This is a genomic window from Nocardia araoensis NBRC 100135, assembly GCF_000308435.1.
Lineage (GTDB): Bacteria > Actinomycetota > Actinomycetes > Mycobacteriales > Mycobacteriaceae > Nocardia > Nocardia araoensis.
Map to the genome: position 1 here is coordinate 16,254 of NZ_BAFR01000015.1, position 22,538 is coordinate 38,791.

Genomic DNA, 22,538 nt, shown 5'->3' on the forward strand with positions numbered 1-22,538 from the left:
CTCGACGCTCAGCTTGGCACACCCTTTCCGACATCGGACGCACTTCGCCCCTCCCGCGCGGACACCCGCCCGCGGCGCGAACTCAGCCCCGGGGACGGGGGCTAGGGTGGGGGAATGGCGGAGGATGCGCGGGTGGCGGAATTGCGCGGTGCGGTGGCCGGATTGATGCAGCGGGCGAAAACCGATTTGGCGCAGCTTGTTTCGTTTCGATCGGTAGCCGATCCACGGCAGTATCCGATGGAGGAGTGCGACATGGCGGCGCAGTGGGTGGCCGACGCTTTCGTCGCCGCCGGGCTGACCACGGTCGGACTGCACGAAACGCCGGACGGCACCAAGGCGGTCGTCGCGTCCCGGCCCGCGCCCGATGGCGCGCCCACGGTGTTGCTCTACTGTCACTACGACGTTCAGCCGCCGATGGACGAGGCGGCATGGCGCACCCCGCCGTGGGAACTGACCGAGCGCGACGGGCGCTGGTACGGACGCGGCAGCGCCGACTGCAAGGGCAACATCGTCATGCACCTGACAGCGTTGCGCGCCCTCGGCCCGGATCTGCCGCTCGGCGTCACCGTCGTCGCGGAAGGCTCCGAGGAGCAGAGCACCGGCGGGCTGGAGCGCTTCGTGGAGGCCAATCCCGAACTGCTGCGCGCGGACGCGATCGTGGTCGGCGACTGCGGCAACTTCGCCGCAGGTGTGCCGACCCTGACCCAGACGTTGCGCGGCGGCGTGAACGTGGTGATCGCCGTCGAAACCCTCGCCAGCCCTTTGCATTCCGGTATGTTCGGCGGCCCAGCCCCCGACGCGCTCGCCGCGCTGATCCGCTTGCTGGCCTCGCTGCGCGACGAGCGGGGCAACACCACGATCGACGGGTTGCCGAACGACCAGGTCTGGCCGGGCGTCCAGTATCCGAGCGAGCAGTTCCACGCCGACGCGCGCGTGCTGCGCGACGTCGAACTCATCGGTGACGGCACCGTCGCCGACATGCTCTGGGCGCGACCGGCGCTGACGGTGCTCGGCATCGACGCGCCACCGGTGGTCGGATCCGCCGCGGCGATCCCGGCCGTCGCGCGCGCCCGCTTGAACCTGCGCATCCCGCCGGGCACCGACCCGGAGGACGCGTACCAGACGCTCGTCGCGCATCTCGAGGCGCACACGCCGTGGCGCGCGCGGCTGACCGTCGAGCTGGAGGGCACCGGCGCGCCGTTCCGGTCCCCGACCGGCGGACCCGCGCGCGCCGCGATGGAAGCGGCGCTCGCCGCGTCCTATGGCCGCCCGGCGACCACCCAGGGGCAGGGCGGCTCGATTCCGCTGTGCAACGTCTTCGCCACCACCTACCCGGACGCGGAGATCATGCTGATGGGTGTCGAGGAGCCGAAATCGTTGATCCACGCGCCCAACGAGAGCGTCGATCCGAAGGAGATCGAACACATGGCGCTGGCCGAGGCGATATTCCTCGCCACCTACCGCGGGTAGCGCTACAGCTCGGTGTCGTTCTCCGGTTCGAGCACGCGGAATTCGGTTCCGGCCGGGGCCATTTCCGACAGCCTGCCGAAATAGATGCCCTGCGCCTCCTCCCGGATGATGCCGTAGTGGATGGGCAGCGCGACACGCGGAGCGACCGAGCGCAGGTAATCGACGGCCTCGCTGACCCGCATCCAGGGCGCGGCGGCCGGAGCGGCGAGCACGCCGACCGGTACCGGCGGCACCCACAGCGAGTCACCGGGGTGGACGAGCTGCGCCGGGTCGTCGGCGGTGCCCAGCTGGAAGACGGTGTTGTCGATCACGGGAATCTCCGGATGGATGACGGCGTGCCTGCCCCCGCCGCCGGTGATCCGGAGATCGCCGAGGGTCAGCACGTTGCCCGCGTGCACCGCCTCCCACGGTTCCCCGCGCTGCCCGGCGGTCTGCGGGTCCGACAGCAACCGTGCGCCGGGGTTCGCCTCGATCAGCGCCTCGATCCGGTTCGGGTCGATGTGATCGGGATGCTGATGGGTGACCGCGATCGCGTCCAGGCCGGTGAGGCCCTCGAAGCCGTGCGAGAAGGTGCCCGGATCGAACAGGATCTTCTTGCCGTGCAGCTCGACGAGGAGGCAGGAATGACCGAAGTGGGCTATGCGCATGCCGTCATGCTATCGGCGTCGGATGTGTTCTCCACGACAGCGCCACGGTCTCGGCGTACCCCGCGGATGACGCACGCGACCAGCACAACTACGCTGCTGAGGTAACCCCCCAACCACATGAGGAGCAACGCGTGGCACGAGTCGTGGTCGAGGTGATGCCGAAGGCCGAGATCCTGGATCCGCAGGGGCAGGCCATCGTCGGCGCACTCCCGCGCCTGGGATTCGAGGGCGTCTCGGACGTGCGGCAGGGCAAGCGATTCGAACTCGACGTCGACGACAGCGTCGACGACGCGGCGCTCGAGCAGATCGCCGAATCCCTGTTGTGCAACACGGTGATCGAGGAGTGGAAGGTGGTTCGCGTCTCATGACCGCCCGTATCGGGGTGATCACGTTCCCCGGCACGCTCGACGACATCGACGCGGCCAGGGCGGTGCGCCTGGCCGGCGCAGAGGCGGTCGATCTGTGGCATGCCGACGCCGACCTGAAGGGCGTCGACGCGGTCATCGTGCCCGGCGGCTTCTCCTACGGCGACTACCTGCGCGCGGGCGCCATCGCCCGATTCGCCCCGGTGATGGGTGAGGTCGTGCGCGCGGCGGGTTCCGGGCTGCCCGTGCTGGGCATCTGCAACGGTTTCCAGGTGCTGTGCGAGGCCGGGCTGCTGCCCGGCGCGCTGACCCGCAACGAAGGGCTGCACTTCATCTGCCGCGACGAGTGGCTCACCGTGGAGTCGGTCTCGACCGCGTGGACCTCCCGCTTCGAGCCCGGCGCCCAGATCCTCGTCCCGCTCAAGTCCGGCGAGGGGCGCTACCAGGCGTCTGAGGCCGTGCTGGATCAGCTCGAGGGCGAGGGCCGAGTGGTCTTCCGCTACGCGAGCGACAACCCGAACGGTTCGCAGCGCGGCATCGCGGGCATCGCCTCGGCCAACGGTCGCGTCGTCGGCTTGATGCCGCACCCGGAACACGCCACCGAGCCGCTCACCGGCCCCAGCGACGACGGGCTCGGCCTGTTCCTCTCGGTGCTGGACACGCTGGTAGGGGTGTGATCGGCCCGCGTCCGCGGCGTCGTTTCAGCTGATCCGGTCGACGATTTCGAAGTCGACGCCGTTCGCGCGGGCCACGTAGCCGTGCTGAATCGCCTGGTTGCCTCGGAAACCCCGGATTCCGGAAGGGGTTTCGAGGTACCGGCCGTGGTCGAGCGCGTCGAGGATCTCCGGCACTTCCAGTGACCCGACCGTCCGCGCGAGCGCGCCCAGCGTGTGGATGGCTTCGTAGGGGCGGCGTACTGCCGGTTGATGCGGGCGACATCGGCGCCGACCATCAGGATCACCACCCCGTCGGCCAGGTCCAGCGCCGGATGCGCGAGGAAGTCCGAGAAGTCCGCGTATCTCAGCGGCACATACCGTTCCAGCACGATCGCGGCCGGATCGGACAGGCTTTCGCGAATCGCCTCGGCGGACCGGCGCGGCCAGATGTAGTCGTTCCCGATGACGGCCCAGCGCCGCACGCCGTACTCGCGTTCGAGCCACCGCACGGCGGCCACGGTCTGCCCGGAGGGGTGCTCGCCGAGCATCAGCACGCCCGGTAGTTCGTCGGCCAGCCCCTCGTGGCTGGTGGCGTACAGGTGCGGCACCCGGCCCGCACCGGCTCGCGCCACGGCCCGCCGCACCGCGGAGGTGTGCCAGCCGGTGATGGCGTGCACCATGCCGGGGGCCAGCAGGGCGGAGACCTCGGCGGCCACTTCGCGCGGCGGACGTCCTCCGTCGATATTCGTAGTACGAATTTCCCGCCCCAGAATTCCCGCGCCCAGATTGATTTCTTCGACCGCGAAGGATATCGCCGCATCGCAGGACGGTGCGACGATACCGCCGGGTCCCTGCCGTGGAACTATGTTCAGGATCTCGATCGTGCCGTCGGGGCTCTCGATCGGCGTCGACATTCGGTACTCTTCTTCTCGTTCGATCGGAATTCACGGCAGGCAGGAAATAATGACGTCCATTGTAAGCGGAAATTCCACGCTGCATGGTGCCCTGCGTGCCGCGGAGCGCGGTTGGGTGCGGCACTTGGACACGGCGCTGTGCGCCAGGCAGCTCTCACCGGACCAGTGGTCGATGCTGTCGAACCTGTGTGGCGACGCGGGCATCACGATGACCGAGCTGGCGGCCAAATCGCAGCTGGCGCCCTCCTCGGCCACCAGGCACGCCGACTATTTGGCCGAGCGCGGCCTGATTTTCCGGCTCGCCGCGCAGGATGATCGCCGCCGCATCCTGATCGGTCTGAGCAGGCTCGGCGCCGACCTGGTCGCCGAGGTGCGCGCGGAGGAGGCGCGCGCCGAGCAGGAGTTGCGCGGGCGAATCGGCGCACGCCGATATACCGAACTCATGCGATTGCTCGACCTGGTTTCCATCGCCTCGGAGTAATACTCTCGCGTACCGGACATTCGTCCGATGAATGCCCCGGACGTCCGATTCGTGATCGGACGCCGGACCATTCTTACCCTTATGTTCCGGGATGAATCGGCGGCCTTCTCGTGCTGATCTCGGTGCCGCTATAACGGCGTAGTCCACACCGATTCGACCGGGATTCGCCACGCGTGCCCAGCGACCGGAACACGCCGGTCGCGACCCGCTTGCCTAGGATCGCAGGCATGCCCGTCTCCACCACCGCAGCCACGGCCGCCGGGCTGTGCGCGTTCATCGATGCGTCCCCGTCGCCGTTCCACGTCTGCCGCACGGTCGCCGGGGAATTGGACGCGCGGGGGTTCACCCGGCTCGCCGAGTCGCAGACCTGGCCCGCGGACACTCCGGGCAGGCATTACGTAGTTCGTGGTGGGTCGCTGGTCGCCTGGGCGGCGGGAGACAGCGCTGGCGCCACCCCGTTCCGCGTGGTCGGAGCGCACACCGACAGTCCCAACCTGCGCGTCAAGCAGCATCCCGACCTGACGTCGGCGGGCTGGCAACTGGTCGGGCTCGAACCCTACGGCGGCGCGTGGCTGAACTCGTGGCTCGACCGTGAGCTGGGCGTGTCAGGGCGGCTGAGCGTGCGGGACGGAAACACGGTGCGCGAGCACCTCGTTCGCATCGACGAGCCGATCCTGCGGGTGCCGCAGCTGGCCATCCATCTGTCCGAGGATCGCAAGGGCGTCACGCTGGATCCGCAGCGGCACGTCAACGCGGTGTGGGGCGCGGGTTACGAGGCGGCGGCTTTCATCGATTTCGTGGCCGACCGGGTCGAGGTCGATCCCGGCGACGTGCTCGGCTGGGAGCTGATGACCCATGACCTGACGCCGAGCAGGCTGATCGGCCGGGACGAGGATCTGGTCAGTGCCCCGCGTCTGGACAACCAGGGCACCTGTTTCGCGGGCTTGCGGGCGTTCCTCGCCGCGATCGAGGAGCCGGGCGCGGCCATCCCGGTACTGGCCATGTTCGACCACGAGGAGGTCGGCAGTCAGTCCGACCGCGGCGCGCAGTCCGATCTACTGCCCACGGTGCTGGAACGCATCGTGCTCGCGCGCGGCGGCGGCCGCGCCGATTACCTGGCCGCGCTGGCCGGTTCGGTGTGCGCGTCCGGCGACATGGCGCACGCGACGCACCCGAACTATCCGGAGCGGCACGAACCCGCCCACCGGATCGAGGTCAACGGCGGGCCGGTGCTGAAGGTCAACCAGAACCTGCGCTACGCCACCGACGCCACCGGCGCGGGCGCGTTCGCGCTGGCGTGCGCGCAGGCAGCGGTCCCGTTGCAGCGCTATGTACATCGCGCCGACCTGCCCTGCGGCTCCACCATCGGGCCGATGACCGCGGCGCGCACCGGCATGCCGACCGTCGACGTGGGCGCGCCGCAGCTGGCGATGCATTCGGCGCGAGAGCTGATGGGCGCCTTCGACGTTCCGGCCTACGCCGCCGCGCTGGCGGCCTTCCTCACGCCGGAGATCACCGGGCGGTAGGTGAACACCGCGACGATGAAGACGGCGAAAGTGGCCAGCACGTAGTTGCTTCCGATGATCTGCTGCCACCAGGCCCAGTCCAGCTCGCGGTCGCGCGAGTGCGGCAGCAGCCAGTGCGGGCCGATCAGGAACAGCAGGGCGGCGACCGTGACCACGGCGATCGTCCGTGGGCTGCGCGCGCCGCGCACCATCAGGTCGGCGGTGACGACCAGCGCGGGCGCGATCCACACCCAGTGATGCGACCAGGACACCGGCGAGACCAGCAGTACCGCGGCGGCGTTCACCAGCAGCGCCGCCACGGTGGCGCCCGCCTCGATCAGCCTGCGCATCCACACCGCGGCCAGCGCGACGGCCAGCACCGAGAGGGTGATCCACACCACGGTGGCCGCCGTGTCGTCGATGCCCAGGCGGAATGCCATGCCTTTGATGGACTGGTTGCCCGCGAAGTAGGGAGGCCCGATCCGGCCGGTGTCGGCGAGGGTGCGGAACCAGTAGTCCACGGAATCACCGGGAAACAGTAGGAATCCGAGACCCACCGCCGCGATCGCGGAGACCACCAGTGTGCCCGCGGCTTTCCAGTCCTTGCGCAGCACGAAGTACAACAGATAGCCGGCCGGGATCAGTTTCACCGACACCGCGACGCCGATCAGCATGCCACGCGGCCAGAACGGCTTGCGCACCAAGCAGTCCAGTGTGATCGCGGCCATCAGCACCAGATTGATCTGGCCGAAACCGAAGGTCTGGCGGATGGGTTCGAAGAACTGCGCCACCGCGACCGCGCCGATGACCAGCGTGAGCAGGATCGGGCGGGACAGCTCGGGCCGCAGGCGAGCCAGCACCAGCCACAGCGAGATACCAAGGCTGACTACGTTGGTGACCACCACCACCACCTCGGCGACCACCAGTGGCATCAGGGCCAGCGGCGCGAAGAACAACGCGGCCAAGGGCGGATAGGTGAACGGCAGCCCGATTCCCTCGACCGGCGGCATCGGGCCGTACAGGTCGCCGCCGTCCAGCCAGGCCCGGGCGCCGTTGCGATAGACCTGGAGGTCGATGTAGCCGTGCCACCAGTGCGCCAGCAGCGAGACGAGTGCGGACACCGCGAACAACGCGATCGCAGCAATCAGCCAGCGTACTTGCGGCGCCCGCGGGTTCGACACCGCGTCACCGGATACGGTTCCCGATCCGCCGCCGCGGGTCGGCGCGGCGTTCGAGGTGACCGATCTCTCACCCGGATTCGCGACCCCCGATCCTTCGTTCACCGGCTCAGACTAGCCGGTGCGCATGGTCGGTACCCAGTGCCTCTAGACTTGTACCCAGGCATCTCGCCGCCCGCCAGTGGCAATGCTCGTCGCTTCGCTGAGCTTGCCCACCCCGCCGGCTCCGCCGGCTTGCCGACCCCCTTGCCCGGCCGAAAGGACCCTGGTACTCCGTGACTCCGCAGGTCGACACCGTCAGCGCAGCCGCAGCAAACCCCGACGTGGCGCAACCATACAAAGAACTCGGCCTCAAAGACGACGAGTACGCCCGCATCAAGGAGATCCTCGGTCGCAGGCCGACCGACGCCGAGCTGGCGATGTACTCGGTGATGTGGAGCGAACACTGCTCCTACAAGTCCTCCAAGGTGCACCTGCGCTACTTCGGCCAGACCACCACCGACGAGATGCGCGAGTCCATGCTCGCGGGCATCGGCGAGAACGCGGGCGTCGTCGATGTCGGCGACGGCTGGGCGGTCACCTTCAAGGTGGAAAGCCACAATCACCCCTCCTACGTGGAGCCGTACCAGGGCGCGGCCACCGGCGTCGGCGGCATCGTGCGCGACATCATGGCGATGGGCGCGCGCCCGATCGCGGTGATGGACCAGCTGCGCTTCGGCGCGGCGGACGCGGCCGACACCCGTCGCGTGGTGGACGGCGTGGTGCGCGGCGTCGGCGGGTACGGCAACTCGCTCGGCCTGCCGAACGTCGGCGGCGAGACCGTGTTCGACGCCTCCTACCAGGGCAACCCGCTGGTGAACGCGCTGTGCGCCGGCGTCATGCGGGTCGAGGACCTGCACCTGGCCTTCGCTTCCGGCACCGGCAACAAGATCGTGCTGTTCGGCGCGCGCACCGGCCTGGACGGGATCGGCGGCGTCTCGGTGCTGGCCTCGGACACCTTCTCCGGCGACGAGTCCGGCTCCGGCCGCAAGAAGCTGCCCTCGGTGCAGGTGGGCGACCCGTTCACCGAGAAGGTGCTCATCGAGTGCTGTCTGGAGCTGTACGCGGCGAAGCTCGTGGTCGGCATCCAGGACCTCGGTGGCGCCGGATTGTCCTGCGCCACTTCGGAACTCGCGGCGGCCGGCGACGGCGGCATGCACATCGAGCTGGACAAGGTGCCGCTGCGCGCGGCCGGCATGACGCCCGCCGAGGTGCTCTCCAGCGAATCGCAGGAGCGCATGTGCGCGGTCGTCACCCCAGAGAACGTGGACGCGTTCATGGCCGTGTGCCGCAAGTGGGACGTGCTGGCCACGGTGATCGGCGAGGTCACCGACGGTGACCGGCTGGTGGTCACCTGGCACGGCGAGACCGTGGTCGACGTGCCGCCGCGCACCGTCGCGCACGAGGGTCCGGTCTACGAGCGCCCGGTCGCGCGCCCTGACGAGCAGGACGCGCTGATCGCCGACACCCCCGACCGGCTCGCCCGGCCGAAGACCGCCGACGAACTGCGCGCCACGCTGCTGCAGATGATCTCCAGCCCGCAGCTGTGCAGCCGCAAATGGATCACCGAGCAGTACGACCGCTACGTGCGCGGCAACACCGTGCTCGCCGATCAGGCCGACGCGGGCGTCATCCGGATCGACGAGGAGACCGGCCGCGGCATCGCGCTGGCCACCGACGCGTCCGGCCGCTACACCAAACTGGACCCCTACGCCGGCGCCCAGCTCGCGCTCGCCGAGGCCTACCGCAACGTGGCCAGCACCGGTGCGACGCCGAAGGCGGTCACCAACTGCCTGAACTTCGGTTCGCCGGAAGATCCCGGGGTGATGTGGCAGTTCCAGCAGGCGGTGCGCGGCCTGGCGGACGGCTGCGTGGCGCTCGGCATCCCGGTCACCGGCGGCAACGTGAGCTTCTACAACCAGACCGGCCAGACCGCGATCCTGCCGACCCCGGTGGTCGGCGTGCTCGGCGTGATCGACGACGTGCACCGCCGCATCCCGACCGGAATCGGCCTCGAGCCGGGCGAGACGCTGATCCTGCTCGGCGAGACCCGCGACGAGTTCGGCGGGTCGATCTGGTCGCAGGTGGCGCACGACCACCTCGGCGGCGTCCCGCCGAAGGTCGACTTCGCCCGCGAGCAACTGCTCGCCGAGGTGCTGACCGCCGGTTCGCGCGACGGTATGATCAGCGCCGCGCACGACCTGTCCGAGGGCGGTCTCGCCCAGGCCGTGGTCGAAGCCGCGCTCGCGGGTGAGACCGGTTGCCGCATCCTGCTTCCCGAGGACGCGGACCCGTTCGTCACGCTGTTCTCCGAGTCGGCGGGTCGCGTGCTGGTCGCCGTTCCCCGCTCGGAGGAGACCAGGTTCACCCGCATGTGCACCGCGCGCGAACTGCCGTGGGTGCGCATCGGCGTGGTCGACCAAGGCTCGGATTCGGTCGAGGTGCAGGGCCAGTTCTCGATCACCATGGACGAGCTGCGTGCCGCGCACGAAGGCACGCTGCCGAGGCTGTTCGGCGCGGGAACCGTCTGACGAAACGCCCACCTGGGCGGGCCTGGACCCCTCGTTACCGGGCCCGCCCAGGTGCGCGTATTCAGGCGACGGAATTGAACGGATCGTGCTCGGAGAGCAGCTTCTCCATCCGCGCCTGATCGATGCGACCGTGAACGGTCGCCGCCTCGTGCTGGTCGCGCACCACCTTCGCCAGCGTGAAGGTGTAGGCGGCGCCGGCTTTCTGCGCCGCGGTCGTTGTGCTCATGGAACAAAAGTTTCCGGTCGGCGCGACCCGTGCACCCGTGTACAACTACTCGAGCGGAATGGGTAGTTGCCATTCACGCGCAGCGTTCGATTACGGGGCCGCGGGCGGTGTGATCCGCGTCGTGCGCGCCCGCGTCGCGGTGGGCGACGCGCCGGACCGTCGGTGCCGACCGCCATACTGGTCGAATGCTGGAGACCGCCGGAACCATGCGGAAACTGCGCACGCGCGCGGTCGCGGTGATCCGGCGCGTCGAGGACGTCATCGACCTCAACTACGTCGGCTTGGTGGTGGCGACGGTGTTCTTCGCGCTGTCGGTGACGCCGTCGCTGCTGCCGCGCGACTGGCTGTTCCAGGGGTTGATCAGCGGGATCAACGCCGCTATCGGCTACGGTGCCGGCTGTTTGCTGGAGTGGCTGTACCGGCTGTGGGTGCGACCGCGGCTGAAGATCTCGCCGCCGCCCACGTGGGCGCGTTACGCGATCAAGTCCGCCGTGCTGCTCACCGCCGCGCTGAGCGCCGCGCTGATGCTGGTGCAGTCGGCGCGCTGGCAGCGGGAGATCACGGCGTTGATGGGCATGGAGGGCACCACCACGCCCGCGTATCTGCGCACCGGTCTGCTCAGCTTGGCGGTCGGTGCGGCGGCGGTCGCGATCTACCGGACGGTGCGAGAGATCATCCTGTTCGTTGCCCGCCTGCTCAACCGGTGGGTGCGGGTGCCGCGCGAACTCGCTCCGGCCGCCGGGTTCCTGGTGCTGGTGGTGCTGGCGGTGACCATCTTCAACGGTGTCGCCACGCGGGCGTTCTTCGCGGTGGCCAACTCGGCGTTCAGTGTGCGCAACGACCACACCTCGGTCAACGCGGTGCAGCCGCAGCAACCGGAGCGCTCCGGCAGCCCGACCTCGCTGGCCAAATGGGAGACCCTCGGGTTCGAGGGGCGCTGGTTCGTCTCGCACGGACCCACGGCGAGCCGCATCGCCTCCGTCACCGGCCGTCCGGCCAAGGAACCGATCCGGGCATACGTCGGCCTCGAGTCGGTCGAAGGGGACCGGGAACCGGCCGAGCTGGCGGTATCCGAACTGGAGCGAACCGGGGCATTCGACCGGAAGGCACTCGTGGTGGTCACCACCACCGGGACCGGATGGGTGAACTCGCTGGCGGCGGGGGCGATCGAGTACATGTACGACGGCGACACGGCGATCGTCGCCACCCAGTACTCGTATCTGCCCAGCGTGCTGTCGTTCCTGGCCGACCGAGGCAAGGCCACCGCCGCGGGCAAGGGCCTGTTCGACGCGGTGTATCAGCATTGGACCGCCCGCCCGCCGCAGCTCCGCCCCAAACTGCTGGTGTACGGGGAGAGCCTCGGCTCGCAGGGGTCCGAGGCGGCGTTCGACGGTCTGGCCGACCTGCGGGCCAAAGTCGACGGCGCGCTGTGGGTGGGCCCGCCCAATTCCAACCGGCTCTGGCAGCAGTTCGTCGCGCGCCGCGATCCGGGTTCTCGTGAGGTGCAGCCGCTGTACGCGGACGGGCTGGTGGTCCGGTTCGCCTCCGACAGCGCCGATCTGGCGCGGCCTTCGTCGGAATGGCGGCCGCCGCGCATCGCGTATCTGCAACACGCGTCCGACCCCATCGTGTGGTGGTCGGCCGATCTGATCTTCTCGCGGCCGGATTGGCTGTCGGAGCCGCGCGGCTCGGACGTCTCCGCGCAGATGCGCTGGTGGCCGTTCGTCACGTTCTGGCAGGTGGCCGCCGATCTGACCAACGCGCAGGCCGTCACCGACGGGCACGGACACCGCTACGGCAGCCTGGTCCTGGACGGTTGGGCGGCCATCGCCGCGCCGCCGGACTGGACCGCGGAACGTTCCGAGCGGATCCGCGTCGAAGTCGAGGCGGCGGAGGACTTCGAGCGGAAGGCCAAGTGAGACCGCAACGGGCCGGGCGAACCGTTGCGGCCGTGGCCGTTCCGTTGCTCTGGAGCAATGCGGTTCTGCCCCGCCTCCGTCTCGGCATACGCGGACGAACCGCCGCCAACGCCGGCTTCGCCACCGCCTACGCTCTCACGCTGCGCGCCGAACCGGGCCGGTGGTCGTGGAGCGGCGTGCGCTGCGGGCTGCTCGCCGCCTCGGTCGTCGCGGCCGGTTACGCAGCGGCCCTTGCCGTTCCATCGCTGCGGTGGCAACTGGCCGAGCTCGCCGAACGAGGGCCCGATGTGTCGACGCGGGAGTGGGTGGTTGTGCACATTCCTCTCGGGACCGTCTACAGCGAGGAACTCGTCTTCCGCGGCACGCTGGATCCCTTGCTGGACCGCGTTTTCGGTCCGCGAGCCGGTGCGGTTCTCGGCGCGACGACCTTCGGGCTCTGGCACATGACTCCCGCGCGGGCCGCGGGCGACAGTGTTCCCGCCACTGTGGCGGCGACCACGGCGGGCGGACTCGTGTTCGGTTGGCTGCGCCGCCGCACCGCGGGCACCGCCGCCCCCGCGTTGCTGCACCTCGCCATGAACGCGGGAGGAGCGGTCGCTCCGCGCCTGGCCCGCCGCTTGCGGGGTTCCGCGCGCGGGATGGCGGGGACACCGTGGGAGCTTGGGACAACTGTGGATGAATTCACCACTGCGGCTTCGGGTATACCGCGTTCCCGTTGACGGGGCGGCCGACGCGGGGTGCCGGACCGCCGCCGTGCCTGAAGCCGCGCCGGCACCGTCGTGTCGACCGTCCTCGCCGGAGAAGGGTGGGAGTCGATCGCGTGCGGCGGGCGAGCGGAGCGGGAAGTAGGGTCGGGCAGGTGGCAGGACGAGGCACGGTCGACCCCGCGCAGACGCGGGCAGCGGTGGCGGTGGTGAGCGAGTGGTTGCGCGACGAGTCGGTCGACGCGCCCGCCCGCGCCGAACTCGCGGCCGCGGTGCGCACCACGGCGCGCTCGCTGGCGGCCTCCGCACCAGGGCACTCGGTCGAGGTCCGGGTGCCGCCGTTCGTCGCGGTGCAGTGCGTCGAGGGCCCGCGGCACACCAGGGGCACGCCACCGAACGTCGTGGAGACCGACCCGCGCACCTGGCTGCTGCTGGCCACGGGACTGCTCGAGTTCGATGACGCCCTCGACTCCGGCGCGGTGAGCGCCTCCGGCACACGCGCGGCCGAGATCGCGCACTGGCTGCCGATCGTCCGGGTCGAGTGAGAGGCCGCTGCGCGACCCGATCCGCCGTCGCGCGAGTCGCCTCGCGAACGGTTCACGGCCGGACGATGTTGCGGCGCTCCAGCCCCTTGCGGTCGTAGAAGCGGGTGACCGACGCGCCGAAGATCAGTCCGATCGCGAGCCCGAGGACCGCCATCCACACGCCGCGGGTGAGCCCCGCCTCGAAATTCGCGTCGAAGTACAGGATCGACCGCACTCCCAGGAAGACCTGGTGCATGGGTTCGAAGGAAGCCAGCCAGCCGAAGTACCTCGGCGTCGCCTCGATCGGCACGGTGCCGCCGGAGGACGGCAAGCCGAGGATGACGAACAGGATGAGGTTCACCAGCAGGCCCGCCGAGCCGATCGCCGCCAGCATGGACAGCCCGGTCACGCCGACGGCGATCATGGCGAGCGCGCTGTAGAGGTACAGGGCGAGCGGATTGCCGATCGGCATGTCCAGCAGTTTCCCCACGACGAGGAACACCGCGGCGACGATGTTCGCCGCCAGCACGAACACACCCCACTTGATCAGCAGCGTCCTGAACCGCGAGATCGGCGTGGGCGGGTAGTGCACGTACCAGGGGCCGTACTCGGTGGGCACGAACCCGAGCTGCGCATCGATCATGGTGTGGATGACCATCGCGCCGACCACACCGGCCAGCAGCAGCAACAGGGAGTAGAAGAACGCGGTCAGGCCCTGGCCGCTGCCGTGCGGCAGCGGGTGGTACTGCTGCTGCACCACCTCGATCGGCGAGGCCAGCGCGACCCTGGTCGCGCCGGTCAGCTCGGGCGCGGGCGGACCGCCGGGACGCGGGGCGAGCTGCGCGTTCACTTGGTCGAGCAGCTGCTTGCCGACCTGTTTGTTCACCTCGGTCAGCGCCTCGTTGCCGACCCGCAGCACGATCTGGGTGCCGAACGCGCCGGTGCGCGGGTTGGTCTGCACCGTGATGATCGGGCGCGGGATGTCGCCGGGTATGACACTGCCCACACCGAGATTGCCGAGCTGCTTGCTGAAATCGCTCGGGATGACGATCGCGCCGTAGACCTGCCCGGACTGCATCTGCCGCTCGGACTCGTTGATGCTGAGCACGCGCAGGTCGACTTTGTCCGAGGGCACCCCGTCGGCCAGCGCCCGGGTGATCTGGTCGCCGAAATTGACCTTCTGCTGGGTGCTCCCGCTGCCGATGGTGTCGCCGACATCCTGGTTCACCAGCGCGATCGGGAAGTCGTGCAGGTTCTGCTCCGGGTCGACGACATAGTCGAGGTACATGATGCCGAGCAGGGCGGTGAGCAGGCTCAGCACCGCGATGGGAAACAGCACCATCCGAGGCCATGGCCTGCGCGCCGGTCCCGACGTGCTCGCGTCGTCCGTAGTCGTCACGGTCCGCACCGTAACAGTCGACGGCCCCGCGGCAACCCCGCTTCGGTCGCCTCGGATTGCTGCTCGGATGCGGCGGGGGTGCGCGGGCACCGCCGCGGCATCCGTAGAATGAAATCTGCCCCCAGCCCGCCCGAACAGGGAGCAAACGGTGACCAACGCCGAACTGCCGGTCCAGAGCATTTCCGCCACCTCCTGTCCCGCCCCGGACGTCGACGAGAACGAGCCGCGCGAGGAGTGCGGAGTCTTCGGAGTCTGGGCGCCGAGTGAAGAAGTGGCGAAACTCACGTACTACGGGCTTTATGCTCTGCAGCACCGTGGACAGGAGGCCGCGGGCATCGCGGTGTCGGACGGCTCGCAGATCCTCGTCTTCAAGGATCTCGGCCTGGTCAGCCAGGTGTTCGACGAGCAGACGCTGGCTGCCATGCCGGGTCACATCGCCGTCGGGCACTGCCGCTACTCCACCACGGGCGGCGTGACCTGGGAGAACGCCCAGCCCATCTTCCGCACCACCGCGGTGGGCTCCGGACTTGCCCTGGGGCACAACGGCAATCTGGTCAACACCGCCGAATTGGCGGGCCGCGCACGCGAACTCGGCCTGCTCGCCTCCGTCCGGGGCGGACGGCCGCAGCCCGCCGCGGCGACCTCCGACTCCGACGTGGTCACCGCGCTGCTCGCGCACGCCGCCGCCGACTCCAGCATCGAGCAGGCCGCGTTGGAACTGCTGCCCACCCTGAAGGGCGCGTTCTGCCTGACCTTCATGGACGAACACACCCTCTACGCCGCGCGCGACCCGCACGGCGTGCGCCCGCTGTGCCTGGGCAGGCTGGAGCGTGGCTGGGTCGTTGCCAGTGAGACCGCCGCGCTGGACATCGTCGGCGCCGCCTTCGTCCGCGAGATCGAACCCGGCGAATTGCTGGCGATCGACGCCGACGGCGTGCGCTCGATGCGCTTCGCCAACCCCGAGCCCAAGGGCTGCGTCTTCGAGTACGTGTACCTGGCCCGGCCGGACAGCACCATCGCGGGCCGGTCGGTGCACGCCACCCGGGTGGAGATCGGCCGCCGCCTGGCCAAGGAGCACCCGGTCGAGGCCGACCTGGTGATCCCGGTTCCCGAATCCGGCACCCCGGCCGCCGTCGGCTACGCACAGGGGTCGGGCGTGCCCTACGGCCAGGGCCTGATGAAGAACGCCTACGTCGGGCGAACGTTCATCCAGCCCAGCCAGACCATCCGGCAGCTCGGCATCCGGCTCAAGCTCAATCCGCTGCGCGAGGTCATCCGCGGCAAGCGCCTGATCGTCGTGGACGACTCGATCGTGCGCGGCAACACCCAGCGTGCGTTGATCCGGATGTTGCGTGAGGCGGGCGCGCTGGAGATCCACGTGCGGATCGCCTCGCCGCCGGTGAAGTGGCCCTGCTTCTACGGCATCGACTTCGCCTCACGGGCGGAGCTGATCGCCAACGGCGCGGGCACCGAGGGCGACGTCGCGGACATGGTCGAGGGCGTGCGCCGGTCGATCGGCGCCGACACGCTCGGCTACATCTCGCTCGACGGCATGATCGCCGCGACCGAACAGCCGCGCTCGCGGCTGTGCGCCGCGTGCTTCGACGGCAACTACCCGATCCCGCTGCCCACCGAGGCCGCGATCGGCAAGAACGTGCTGGAGGGCATGCTCACCGGCCAGACCGAGGCCGAGCTGCTGGGCGACAACGCGAATGCGAGCGCGCTGAGCCGTCCGTGAACGCGGGACGTCGCTCGGGATCCGCGTAGCCGAACTCGCTCACCGCGTGCCGCACAATGAGCGCATGGATGCGAAGTACGCCGCCGCGCTGGAGCCCGTGCGTCGGGATCTGGCCGCTACCTGCGCGGTCCAGCCCATCGTGGTCGAGGAGACGCATCAGGGCATGGACTGGGTGATGTTCTACGAGCCGGACGGTAGCGGCGCCGGGATCGGACCGCTGGTCGGCGACGACTACGCGGAGCAGGTGGCGTATCTCGCCGACAAGGCGCACGAGTGGGCGGTAGAGGCGTTGTGGACGGCGGGCGAGTCGCCGGTGTGGCCGGTGTGCCCGGCACATCCGAACACTCATCCGCTGGCGGCGGGCGTGCGTGGCGGGGTGGCGGTGTGGTCGTGTCCGAGGACACGTGCGATGGTGGCGCCAATAGGGCAGTTGGGAGTCAGCGTGCCGTGACCCCGCACGTCGCAGACGATCACGAACCACCGCTGGAGTTCAGGCCAGTCGCGCTGCTGGGCGAGAACGCGAACGCGGTGCGCTGCTGATGCTGTTCGCTGTCTCGCGCGGTGATGTGGCGTGCTCGAGACATCATGCCGCGCACCGTCCGGCAATTCTGGACGTACGACCGGTTTTTCGCGCCGGTCGTAGTCGCCGCGCATAACACCTGTTGAGAGCGCTGCGGATTTTCTTCGAAAACGTAACGTGCCGAAAATGCTTCGTAGGTACGGTGCCGATCAGATCGGAAGTTCACCCGTGTCCGCACCGCGCCTGCGATCCAGGGCAACGCGGTGCGGCGCTCGAGAAGTGGGGCCGTGATGAGGAATTCGAGGTTGGGGCGACGGATCGGGGCGCGAACCATCGCTGCCGTCGGTTTGCTGGGGTTGGCGGGATCGGTACTGGCAGGCTGCGGTTCCGGGCGAACCGGCGAGGAGGGTGACGGCGGCTTGGTGGCGGGCACCACCGACAAGATCTTCTCGCTCGATCCCGCCGCCGCCTACGACAATGGGTCGCTGGTCGCCGAGACGCAGATCTACCAATACCTGCTCAACTTCGCACCCGGTGACGCGACGCCGAAGCCGGACGCGGCGCAGAAGTGCGAGTTCACCGCGCCGACGGTGTACACGTGCACGTTGAAGGACGGCCTGAAGTTCGCCAACGGCAACCCGCTGACCGCGACCAGCGTGAAGTTCTCCTTCGATCGGATGCTGCGGATCAACGACCCGAACGGTCCCGCGTCGCTGCTGGGCAACCTGGAGAAGACGGATGTGGTCGACGCGCGCACCGTCGCGTTCACCTTGAAGGTGCCCAACGATCAGACCTTCCCCGCGATCCTGCCCACCCAAGCGGGGCCGATCGTCGACGAGAAGGTGTACGCGCCGGACAAGGTGATGTCGGACGAGGACGTGGTGAAGGCCAAGGGTTACTCCGGCCCGTACACCGTCGCCAGTTACGACAAGAACAAACTCGTCGAGTATCGAGCGTTCGCCGACTACAACGGCATCCTCGGCAAGCCGAAGACCGAGACGGTGTCCACGAAGTACTACGCCACCACCGACAACATGAAGCTCGACCTGCAGAACGGTTCGCTCGACGTCGGATATCGGTCGTTCACGCCCACCGACATCGAATCGCTGCGCAACGACGGCAAGGTCGCCGTGCACGAGGGCCCCGGCGGCGAACTCCGCTACATCGTGTTCAATCTGCACACCATGCCGGGTGGTACGCCCGCGCAGAAACTGGCCGTGCGCAAGGCTGTGGCGGCCGCCGTCGACCGGGCCGCGCTCGCCGACGGCGTCTACAAGAAGACCTACCTGCCCGCGTATTCGTCCGTGCCGCAGGGCATGCCGGGCGCGGCCGAGCCGTTCAAGGACATCTACGGCGCCGGGCCGAACAAGGATCAGGCGGCGAAGTTCCTCGCCGACGCTGGGATCGCGACGCCGGTCGAGCTGAATCTCCAGTACAACCCCGACCACTACGGCTCGAGCAGCTCCGAGGAGTACGCGGCGATCAAGTCGCAACTGGACGCCACGGGCTTGTTCAAGGTCAACCTGCAATCCACCGAATGGGTCACCTACCAGCGCGAACGCGCCCGTGACGGCTATCCGCTCTTCCAGTTCGGCTGGTTCCCGGACTTCCCGGACCCGGACAACTACCTTTCTCCGTTCTTCGGTCCGAACAACTTTCTGCAGTCGCATTTCGAAGACCCCGGCATCTCCGCCCAGCTGATCGCCCAGGCGACCCAGCCCGACAAGGACAAGCGGATCGCGCAGATCCAGCAGGTGCAGCGTGATCTCGCGCAGAACTTCCTGCCGATCGTTCCGCTGCTGTCCGGCAAGCAGATCGCGGTCGCCGCCACCGGCGTCCAAGGCGTCGAGCAGACGCTCGACGCGTCGTTCAAGTTCCGCTATACGGTGCTGAGCAAGTGAGTTCCGGCGACACGGCCGGGCCAGGGACGACGACATCGGCGGACATCGCGCCGACACCGGTCCCGGCCCGGCCCTTCGGTCTGCGGCGAACCGGCAAGGGCGGCGACGATTCTCGCCACGGCGCGTTGCTGCGCTACCTCGGCGTGCGCCTGCTGCTGATTCCGGTGACCGCGTGGATCCTGGTCACGGTCGTGTTCTTCCTGATGCGCGTGGTCGGCGACCCGATCAGCGCGGCGATGGGCGGACGCATGACCCAGGAACAGATCGAGGCGCGCAAGGAGGCGGCCGGGCTGAACCGGCCGATCCTGACCCAGTACTGGGACTACCTGTCCGGGCTGCTGCACGGGGATCTCGGTCGCTCCCAGGACAACCGGGAGATCAGCGAGGTGGTGATCACCTACGGCGCCGCTTCGCTGGAGCTGGTGTGCTGGGCCCTCCTGGTGGCGTTCGCGATCGGCGTCCCGTTGGGCAGATACGCCGCGACGCGGCGGGATTCGGCTGCCGACACCACGTTGCGGTTGCTGGCCATCCTGTTCTACGCCGCGCCGGTGTTCTTCGTCGGCCTGCTGCTGAAGCTGGTGTTCGCGGTGCGACTGGGCTGGCTGCCGGTGGCGGGCCGGGCCAGCACCACTGTGGAGCTGCGACTACAGCACGTCTCGCCGAAGACCAACATCATGGTGATCGACGCGATCCGCTACGGCGACGCCGGATACCTGGTCGACGTGCTGAAACACGCTGTGCTGCCCGCTATAGCGCTCGGCCTGCTCACCGCGGGCATCTTCCTGCGGCTGGTGCGGATCAATCTGATCCAGACCCTGCGCGCCGACTACGTGGACGCGGCACGGGCCCGGGGTCTGTCCCGCCGCGTGGTGACCGGGCGGCATGCCTTCCGCAACGCGCTGATCCCGATCGTCACGGTGATGGGCATGCAGATCGCCATGATGCTCGGCGCCTCGGTGCTCACCGAGACCACGTTCGAGTGGAAGGGCCTCGGCTACCAGTTCGCGCAGTACCTGTCGGCGCGTGACTTCATCGCCGTGCAGGGCATCGTCGCGTTCATCGCGCTCATCGTGGCGGTGATGAGTTTCCTGGTGGACGTCCTGGTGGCGTTGATCGATCCGAGGGTGAGGTTCTGATGACGGCTCCGGAATTGCTGAACGAGCCTCTGGTCACGCCGCCCGCGGCGCGCCGTGGCGTGCCCGGTCTCCGGTTGTTCGCGATGACCGCCGGTTTGCAGCGTGCGACGCTGGTCCTCGGGCTGGCTCTGGTCGGTCTCTTCGTGGTCGCCGCTGTCTTCGCGCCGCTGATCGCGCCGTACGGATTCGCCCAGAGCGCCGCCGACGGAGTCGATTTCGTCCGCCAGCAAGCGCCGTCGGCCGAGCACTGGTTCGGCACCTCGGTGCGCGGGGAGGACGTGTTCTCGCGGGTGATCTACGGTGCCAGGACGGCCCTGTGGGTGATCGCGATCTCGCTGGTGCTCTCACTGCTGATCGGAGTGCCGCTCGGACTGCTGTCCGGCTACGTCGGCCGGTGGCCGGACCGTTTGCTCGTGCTGTTCATGGACGCGATGTACGCGTTCCCGACGCTGCTGCTGGCGATCGTGGTGTCCATCGTGGTCGCCGGCGGTCGCTCGACCGGTCTGGGCGGCGTGCTGTCCGCGGCGGTGGCCATCACGGCGGTCTTCGTCCCGCAGTATTTCCGGGTGGTGCGCAACGCGACCGTGTCCGTGAAGCAGGAGCCCTACGTCGACGCGGCGCGGGTGACCGGCGCGTCGACCACGCGAATCCTCTTCCGGCACATCCTGGCCAATGTCACCCAGTCACTGCCGGTGATCATCACGCTCAACGGGTCGGAGGCCATCCTCACCCTGGCCGGACTGGGCTTCCTCGGTTTCGGCATCGAGCCGACCCAGGCCGCGGAGTGGGGCTTCGACCTGAACAAGGCGCTGCCGGACGTGTCCAACGGCATCTGGTGGACCGGCGTCTTTCCCGGCGTCGCCATCGTGCTCGTCGTGCTCGGGATGACTCTGGTCGGCGAGAGCCTCAACGAAGTGCTGAACCCGGTCCTGCGCACTCGTCGCGCCACAGCGGCCGGACCGGGCGGCGGGAAGGGCGCGACCGATGCCTGAGTCATCCGCGACGGGCCGGGGCCGTCCCGCCCTGTCCATCGAATCGTTGTCGGTCACCTTCGCCACCGATGCGGGGCCGGTACACGCGGTCACCGATGTCTCCTATGAGGTCTACCCCGGCGAAGTGCTGGCGATCGTCGGGGAGTCCGGTTCGGGCAAATCCGTGAGCTCGCGCACGGCCATGGGATTGCTGCCGGAGACGGCTACCGTGCACGGCTTGGTCACCCTGGGCACCGAGCAGGTCACCGCGATGAACGAAAAGCAGCTCACCGCATTACGCGGCGGAGCGATCTCGATGGTTTTCCAGGAACCGGGCTCGGCCCTCGACCCGCTGTTCACCGTCGGCTTCCAGATCGGCGAGGCGCTGCGCGCCCACACCGATCTGACCAAGAAGGCCGCCAAGGCGCGGGCGGTGGAATTACTGCGCCTGGTCGGATTGCCCGATCCGGAGCACCGGGTGGACTACTACCCGCATCAGCTCTCCGGCGGGCAGAAACAACGCGTGGTGATCGCCATCGCCATCGCCTGCGAGCCGAAGGTGATCATCGCCGACGAGCCCACCACGGCGCTGGACGTCACGGTGCAGGCCGAGATCCTCGCCCTGCTGCGGGACCTGCGCGACCGGATCGGCAGCGCGATCGTGCTGATCACCCACAACATGGGCGTGGTCGCCGACATCGCCGACCGCGTGGTGGTGATGCACGACGGCGCGGTGGTCGAGCAGGCGCCGGTGGAGGAGTTGTTCGCCCGTCCCACGGCGGACTACACCCGCGCCCTGCTGGCCGCGGTACCGCACCTCGGTACCGAGCAGATCGAGCACGGGCCGCCCGTCCGCGCCGAGACCGAGGGCGCCCCGGTGCTCGAGGTCCGTGATCTGGTGGTCGAATTCCCCGGACCGTTCGGCCGGCCGCGTTTCCGCGCCGTGGACGAGGTGAGCCTGCACATCGGCCCCGGCGAGACGCTCGGCCTGGTCGGGGAGTCCGGATCGGGCAAGTCGACCATCGGCCGCTGTGTCGCGGCGCTGCAACGGCCGACCTCGGGGACGGTGCGGGTGCGCGGGCAGGACATCGCGGGGCTGTCGCAGCGCCGGCTGCGGCCGATCCGGCGGCGCTTCGGGTTCGTCTTCCAGGATCCGGCCACTTCGCTGAACCCCCGGCTCACCGTGGGGGAGTGCGTGGCCGAACCGCTGATCGTGCACAAGGCGGGAAGCTCGGCGGAGATCCGGGCCCGAGTGCGCAGGCTGCTGGACGACGTACGGTTGCCCGCGGGCGCCGAACGCCGCTACCCGCACGAGCTGTCCGGCGGGCAGCGTCAGCGGGCCAGCCTGGCCCGCGCGCTGATTCTCGACCCGGACCTGCTGGTCGCCGACGAGCCGACCAGCGCGCTGGATGTCTCAGTGCAGGCGGCGGTGCTGGAACTGTTCGGTCAGCTGCAGCGCGAGTGCGGCTGGGCGTGCCTGTTCATCAGCCACGACTTGGCGGTGGTCGACCAGCTCGCCGACCGCGTCGTGGTGCTGCGCGACGGCGCGGTGGTCGAAGCGGGCGATCGGCATCGCATCCTGCGCGCCCCGACGGAGGAGTACACCCGCCGTCTGGTCGCCGCGGTGCCGATACCGGATCCGGTGCGGCAACGCCGCCGCAGAGCACGGGCCGACGGCTTCGATGGTGACAAGACGGACTGATCGTCCGCTTTA

At 69.1% G+C, this 22,538-nt stretch carries 19 protein-coding genes and 2 pseudogenes; 15 read left to right on the forward strand and 6 right to left on the reverse strand.

Annotated elements, in window-relative coordinates; genetic code table 11:
* The first annotated feature begins 114 nt into the window (after positions 1 to 114).
* Positions 115 to 1,470 (forward strand): dipeptidase, encoded by a 1,356-nt coding sequence (locus ON21_RS02810; RefSeq protein WP_039794959.1) that lies wholly within the window; start codon positions 115 to 117, stop codon positions 1,468 to 1,470.
* 2 nt (positions 1,471 to 1,472) lie between these two features.
* Here ON21_RS02810 and ON21_RS02815 read toward each other — a convergent pair whose 3' ends face one another.
* Positions 1,473 to 2,117, reverse strand: a complete 645-nt coding sequence (locus ON21_RS02815; RefSeq protein ID WP_039794961.1) for an MBL fold metallo-hydrolase — start codon at positions 2,115 to 2,117, stop codon at positions 1,473 to 1,475.
* Positions 2,118 to 2,248: 131 nt separating this feature from the next.
* Here ON21_RS02815 and purS point away from each other — a divergent pair, with 131 nt between their 5' ends.
* Positions 2,249 to 2,485: a phosphoribosylformylglycinamidine synthase subunit PurS gene (gene purS, locus ON21_RS02820; protein ID WP_039794963.1), complete on the forward strand. Its 237-nt coding sequence runs from the start codon at positions 2,249 to 2,251 to the stop codon at positions 2,483 to 2,485.
* Positions 2,482 to 3,159, forward strand: coding sequence for a phosphoribosylformylglycinamidine synthase subunit PurQ (purQ, locus tag ON21_RS02825; RefSeq protein ID WP_039794965.1), 678 nt, complete (start codon positions 2,482 to 2,484; stop codon positions 3,157 to 3,159). Before purS ends, purQ begins: the two co-directional genes overlap by 4 nt.
* A gap of 290 nt (positions 3,160 to 3,449) precedes the next feature.
* Here purQ and ON21_RS02830 read toward each other — a convergent pair.
* Positions 3,450 to 4,052, reverse strand: a pseudogene (locus ON21_RS02830) (ABC transporter substrate-binding protein); the annotation flags it as partial.
* A gap of 49 nt (positions 4,053 to 4,101) precedes the next feature.
* Here ON21_RS02830 and ON21_RS02835 point away from each other — a divergent pair.
* On the forward strand, positions 4,102 to 4,533 hold the full coding sequence (locus tag ON21_RS02835; RefSeq protein WP_039794966.1) for a MarR family winged helix-turn-helix transcriptional regulator: 432 nt from the start codon (positions 4,102 to 4,104) through the stop codon (positions 4,531 to 4,533).
* 227 nt (positions 4,534 to 4,760) lie between these two features.
* Positions 4,761 to 6,059 (forward strand): M18 family aminopeptidase, encoded by a 1,299-nt coding sequence (locus ON21_RS02840; protein WP_039794967.1) that lies wholly within the window; start codon positions 4,761 to 4,763, stop codon positions 6,057 to 6,059.
* Here ON21_RS02840 and ON21_RS02845 read toward each other — a convergent pair.
* Positions 6,008 to 7,321, reverse strand: coding sequence for a glycosyltransferase 87 family protein (locus ON21_RS02845; protein ID WP_083880364.1), 1,314 nt, complete (start codon positions 7,319 to 7,321; stop codon positions 6,008 to 6,010). The two genes, ON21_RS02840 and ON21_RS02845, sit on opposite strands and share 52 nt — an antisense overlap.
* 170 nt (positions 7,322 to 7,491) lie before the next feature.
* On the opposite strand from ON21_RS02845, the gene purL reads away from it, so the two are divergent.
* On the forward strand, positions 7,492 to 9,786 hold the full coding sequence (gene purL, locus ON21_RS02850) for a phosphoribosylformylglycinamidine synthase subunit PurL (protein ID WP_039794968.1): 2,295 nt from the start codon (positions 7,492 to 7,494) through the stop codon (positions 9,784 to 9,786).
* Positions 9,787 to 9,847: 61 nt separating this feature from the next.
* Here purL and ON21_RS37825 read toward each other — a convergent pair.
* Positions 9,848 to 9,970 (reverse strand): annotated as a pseudogene (locus ON21_RS37825) (YiaA/YiaB family inner membrane protein); the annotation flags it as partial.
* A 227-nt stretch (positions 9,971 to 10,197) separates the two neighbouring features.
* Between ON21_RS37825 and ON21_RS02860 the strand changes: the two are divergent.
* From ON21_RS02860 to ON21_RS02870, 3 genes are all read left to right on the forward strand, one after another.
* On the forward strand, positions 10,198 to 11,931 hold the full coding sequence (locus ON21_RS02860; RefSeq protein WP_039794969.1) for an alpha/beta hydrolase: 1,734 nt from the start codon (positions 10,198 to 10,200) through the stop codon (positions 11,929 to 11,931).
* A gap of 32 nt (positions 11,932 to 11,963) precedes the next feature.
* Positions 11,964 to 12,650, forward strand: a complete 687-nt coding sequence (locus ON21_RS02865; protein ID WP_063821005.1) for a CPBP family intramembrane glutamic endopeptidase — start codon at positions 11,964 to 11,966, stop codon at positions 12,648 to 12,650.
* Between the two features lie 140 nt (positions 12,651 to 12,790).
* A complete protein-coding gene (locus ON21_RS02870) occupies positions 12,791 to 13,180 on the forward strand; it encodes a sterol carrier family protein (protein ID WP_039794971.1) in 390 nt (129 codons plus the stop codon).
* Between the two features lie 52 nt (positions 13,181 to 13,232).
* Here the strand turns inward: ON21_RS02870 and ON21_RS02875 are convergent, their stop codons facing one another.
* A complete protein-coding gene (locus tag ON21_RS02875) occupies positions 13,233 to 14,501 on the reverse strand; it encodes a YhgE/Pip domain-containing protein (RefSeq protein ID WP_039794973.1) in 1,269 nt (422 codons plus the stop codon).
* Between the two features lie 205 nt (positions 14,502 to 14,706).
* Between ON21_RS02875 and purF the strand changes: the two genes are divergently transcribed.
* Complete coding sequence (gene purF / locus ON21_RS02880; RefSeq protein WP_039794975.1) at positions 14,707 to 16,296, forward strand: amidophosphoribosyltransferase; 1,590 nt, start codon at positions 14,707 to 14,709, stop codon at positions 16,294 to 16,296.
* Positions 16,297 to 16,360: 64 nt separating this feature from the next.
* Positions 16,361 to 16,747 (forward strand): hypothetical protein, encoded by a 387-nt coding sequence (locus ON21_RS02885; protein WP_039794976.1) that lies wholly within the window; start codon positions 16,361 to 16,363, stop codon positions 16,745 to 16,747.
* Positions 16,748 to 16,766: 19 nt separating this feature from the next.
* Here the strand turns inward: ON21_RS02885 and ON21_RS39830 are convergent, their stop codons facing one another.
* Entirely contained in the window at positions 16,767 to 17,249 is a 483-nt protein-coding gene (locus tag ON21_RS39830) for a hypothetical protein (protein ID WP_245562435.1), read from the reverse strand.
* Here ON21_RS39830 and ON21_RS02895 point away from each other — a divergent pair.
* The 4 genes from ON21_RS02895 to ON21_RS02910 all read left to right on the forward strand — a co-directional run bounded on the left by ON21_RS02895 (position 17,149) and on the right by ON21_RS02910 (position 22,526).
* Positions 17,149 to 18,717, forward strand: coding sequence for an ABC transporter substrate-binding protein (locus ON21_RS02895; RefSeq protein WP_373281097.1), 1,569 nt, complete (start codon positions 17,149 to 17,151; stop codon positions 18,715 to 18,717). The two genes, ON21_RS39830 and ON21_RS02895, sit on opposite strands and share 101 nt — an antisense overlap.
* A gap of 125 nt (positions 18,718 to 18,842) precedes the next feature.
* Positions 18,843 to 19,853 (forward strand): ABC transporter permease, encoded by a 1,011-nt coding sequence (locus ON21_RS02900; protein ID WP_039795022.1) that lies wholly within the window; start codon positions 18,843 to 18,845, stop codon positions 19,851 to 19,853.
* On the forward strand, positions 19,853 to 20,845 hold the full coding sequence (locus ON21_RS02905; RefSeq protein WP_051020242.1) for an ABC transporter permease: 993 nt from the start codon (positions 19,853 to 19,855) through the stop codon (positions 20,843 to 20,845). The genes ON21_RS02900 and ON21_RS02905 overlap by 1 nt, the downstream gene beginning before the upstream one ends.
* Positions 20,838 to 22,526, forward strand: a complete 1,689-nt coding sequence (locus tag ON21_RS02910; RefSeq protein ID WP_039794979.1) for an ABC transporter ATP-binding protein — start codon at positions 20,838 to 20,840, stop codon at positions 22,524 to 22,526. The genes ON21_RS02905 and ON21_RS02910 overlap by 8 nt, the downstream gene beginning before the upstream one ends.
* Positions 22,527 to 22,538 lie beyond the last annotated feature (12 nt).

Coding starts and splice junctions, on each gene's coding strand:
- ON21_RS02860 (WP_039794969.1), top strand. CDS start 10,198: ATGCTGGAGACCGCCGGAACCATGCGGAAACTGCGCACGCGCGCGGTC.
- ON21_RS02875 (WP_039794973.1), bottom strand. CDS start 14,501: ATGGTGCTGTTTCCCATCGCGGTGCTGAGCCTGCTCACCGCCCTGCTC.
- ON21_RS02835 (WP_039794966.1), top strand. CDS start 4,102: ATGACGTCCATTGTAAGCGGAAATTCCACGCTGCATGGTGCCCTGCGT.
- ON21_RS02840 (WP_039794967.1), top strand. CDS start 4,761: ATGCCCGTCTCCACCACCGCAGCCACGGCCGCCGGGCTGTGCGCGTTC.
- purQ (WP_039794965.1), top strand. CDS start 2,482: ATGACCGCCCGTATCGGGGTGATCACGTTCCCCGGCACGCTCGACGAC.
- ON21_RS02910 (WP_039794979.1), top strand. CDS start 20,838: ATGCCTGAGTCATCCGCGACGGGCCGGGGCCGTCCCGCCCTGTCCATC.
- ON21_RS02815 (WP_039794961.1), bottom strand. CDS start 2,117: ATGCGCATAGCCCACTTCGGTCATTCCTGCCTCCTCGTCGAGCTGCAC.
- ON21_RS02905 (WP_051020242.1), top strand. CDS start 19,853: ATGACGGCTCCGGAATTGCTGAACGAGCCTCTGGTCACGCCGCCCGCG.
- ON21_RS02885 (WP_039794976.1), top strand. CDS start 16,361: ATGGATGCGAAGTACGCCGCCGCGCTGGAGCCCGTGCGTCGGGATCTG.
- ON21_RS02810 (WP_039794959.1), top strand. CDS start 115: ATGGCGGAGGATGCGCGGGTGGCGGAATTGCGCGGTGCGGTGGCCGGA.